The organism is uncultured Brachyspira sp., assembly GCF_944390595.1.
In the GTDB taxonomy this organism is placed as follows: Bacteria; Spirochaetota; Brachyspiria; order Brachyspirales; family Brachyspiraceae; genus Brachyspira.
Window position 1 is genome coordinate 1 of the sequence record NZ_CALXRN010000064.1, and the last position, 2,610, is coordinate 2,610.

3 protein-coding genes are annotated in these 2,610 nt (G+C 29.5%); 1 reads left to right on the plus strand and 2 read right to left on the minus strand.

The annotated features are described in order from the left end of the window. Nucleotides 1-217: 217 nt before the first annotated feature. Nucleotides 218-985: a CRISPR system precrRNA processing endoribonuclease RAMP protein Cas6 gene (gene cas6 / locus Q0J90_RS03325; protein ID WP_297276558.1), complete on the plus strand. Its 768-nt coding sequence runs from the start codon at nucleotides 218-220 to the stop codon at nucleotides 983-985. A gap of 135 nt (nucleotides 986-1,120) precedes the next feature. Here cas6 and Q0J90_RS03330 read toward each other — a convergent pair whose 3' ends face one another. Further along, nucleotides 1,121-1,951 (minus strand): hypothetical protein, encoded by an 831-nt coding sequence (locus Q0J90_RS03330; protein WP_297276559.1) that lies wholly within the window; start codon nucleotides 1,949-1,951, stop codon nucleotides 1,121-1,123. Nucleotides 1,952-2,214: 263 nt separating this feature from the next. Next, entirely contained in the window at nucleotides 2,215-2,364 is a 150-nt protein-coding gene (locus Q0J90_RS03335; protein ID WP_181805727.1) for a hypothetical protein, read from the minus strand. Nucleotides 2,365-2,610: the final 246 nt, after the last annotated feature.

Sequence of the window (2,610 nt, forward strand, 5' to 3'; positions counted from 1 at the left end):
AAATATGAAAGTGGAAATTGATAATTATTTGGACTTAATTCAAAATCATCACTGATATATTTTGTAGGCTTTTCAGGATCCATCTTAGATATTAAACTTGCGGATAAAAATACTTTTCTCATAAAAATTACTCCTTTTATTTTCTATATATTTATTTGTTATATATACATATTCTCTATATAATAATATATATATCATTATATAGGACGTGAATATCATGTGTTTAAAAACTTTAGAAATAAAATTTGCTTTACCTTCATCTATAAAGCTTAATCAAGCTATAGGCTCTATCATGCAAGGTGTACTCATGGAACGTATTGACCATGATTATGCTACATATCTTCATCAGCAAAATCTACGACCTTACAGTCAATATATATTTTTTAGCAAAAAACAAAATTGTTTGATTTGGCGAATTTCTTCACTAAATGATGAAGCTGAAAATAAAATTTTAACGCCTCTATTAGACTTGCCATATAGTATTTATTTACGCCATAAACAAGTCAATATTACCACCCTTAGTAAAGAAATCATCTATAATAATACTTATGAAAAACTTGCTCAAAAATATTTTTCTTCAATAATTAATACAGATGAAAAAGCTTTTATAGATTTCAAATTTATCACTTCTACGACTTTTAAAAGTCAAGGAAAATATATTATTTTTCCTGACCTACATTTACTCATAACCAATTTACTGAACCGCTGGAATACTTATTCTCAAACAGATTTTTTAAATGACAAGACCGTATATTCTCAACTACAAAAACATCTTTATGTAGCTGATTATAAATTAAATATGCGACCATTTTCCTTAGAAGGAATACGTATTCCTGCTTTTGTTGGTACTTATAATATTGGTATACAGCCCAATCCTACAGCTCAAAAAATCTTTGCCATGCTATCCGAATTTGCTATGCTTTCAGGCATAGGTATAAAAACAGCTATAGGAATGGGGGCTGTCCAAACACAAATACATTTTTAAGTTTCTCTATTATTACAAAAAAATCCTTTTTCTTTTTTTATTTATCTATTATGACATAAACAGCCCGATATCTTTCAAAGCTATCGGACTGTTTATTTTCTTATACAATCCTTCTTTCTTATTTATACATTTCTATCAATCATCAAAAAGACCACCTATAAAACTACACACTGCACAAGCTGCCGCAAAACCTACTGCTACTGGAGCTGCTGCCACTACTGCTGCACCTAATGTTGTTGACGCTAATGCTGCTCCTGCTGTCGTTGTCATTGCTGCACTTACTGCTGAACCTGTCGCTCCTGCTACTACAGTACTTGTCGCTGCACCTGCTGCTCCTGTAATGCCTCCTTTTATTCCTGCTACTGCTACATCTCCTACTGCTTCATCTACTGCTTTTTTACCATTGAATACGTCTACTACTGATGATACTGCCTCTATTCCTGCTCCAGCTATTGCTCCTACAGATCCACCACTTTTTACTGCTGACGTTACTGTATTTAATGTTGCTACATTTCCAAGTGCTTTATCTGCTATTCTTTTTGTTGTATTTGACGAAATTCCTGTAGACTTTACTTTCTGTGTTACTGAATTGCCAATTTTTTTTACCGTTTCTTCTGTTCCATATACTGCTGTTTTATTATAATGACCTGCTTTTATTTGTTCTATAGTTTTTCTTACACCTGAATTACTTACTGTATCTTTTAATTGCGCATGACCAATCACTTTATTTCCTTGTTTCATAACAATATCTCGCATTTGCGCTGTTGGAGATTTCGTAAGTGCAGCCGTTTTCCCTTGAACTATGTTTATTGGATTTAAATTATACTGATCTTTAAATAATATTTCATGAACATGCCCTTTTAACTGTATATTTTTTCCTGCACGACTTAATGCTTCTAATCCGACTTTAGCTTCATAACCTTCTTTTGCCATAATTGTTGCTTCTGTATATTTATTATTACTCATAATTAACGCTCCTTATATAAATCAATTAATACTTTTTAAAATACCTATAAAATTTCGTTTTATTCATTAATCCTCAAATTATCTTTGTATCTTTCATTATTTACTTAAACATTTTTCCTTTTTCATAAAATCCATTCTAGCATCCATCTCATCTCCTTTTTTCTTTTATATTATATATATCCATCTTAATTTTCTTATTTTGGCATTTTATTAAATAAATTTTTTTACTCCATCAATAACGATTTCTCCTATAATTCTAATCATCAATATCCCTCCTTTTCTATATATCTACTAATACTGCTATCCATTCTCCATGTTCTTTTCATCATTTCGTTTTCCATTTCATTCCTTTTATCATATAAATCATATTTCACTACTCCAAAAGCACTATCAAAACTATTTCTAAATTCCATTTTTATTCCTCCTTATTTTCTACCTTGATTTTCTTTCTATATATAATATCCATTCACTTTTTTTCTTTTTGGCATTTTGATTGAAAATTTTTCTTAAATTTTTTCTTTTATATTTATAGCCCTTCTTTCTCCAAAGAAGATTTCCTTACATTATTTATATCTGCCTTAATTCATTTATTCTGGCATTTTTACTTAAAAGATTTTTTATTTTTATTGACAAAAACTTTTATATCTTTTATCTTAATT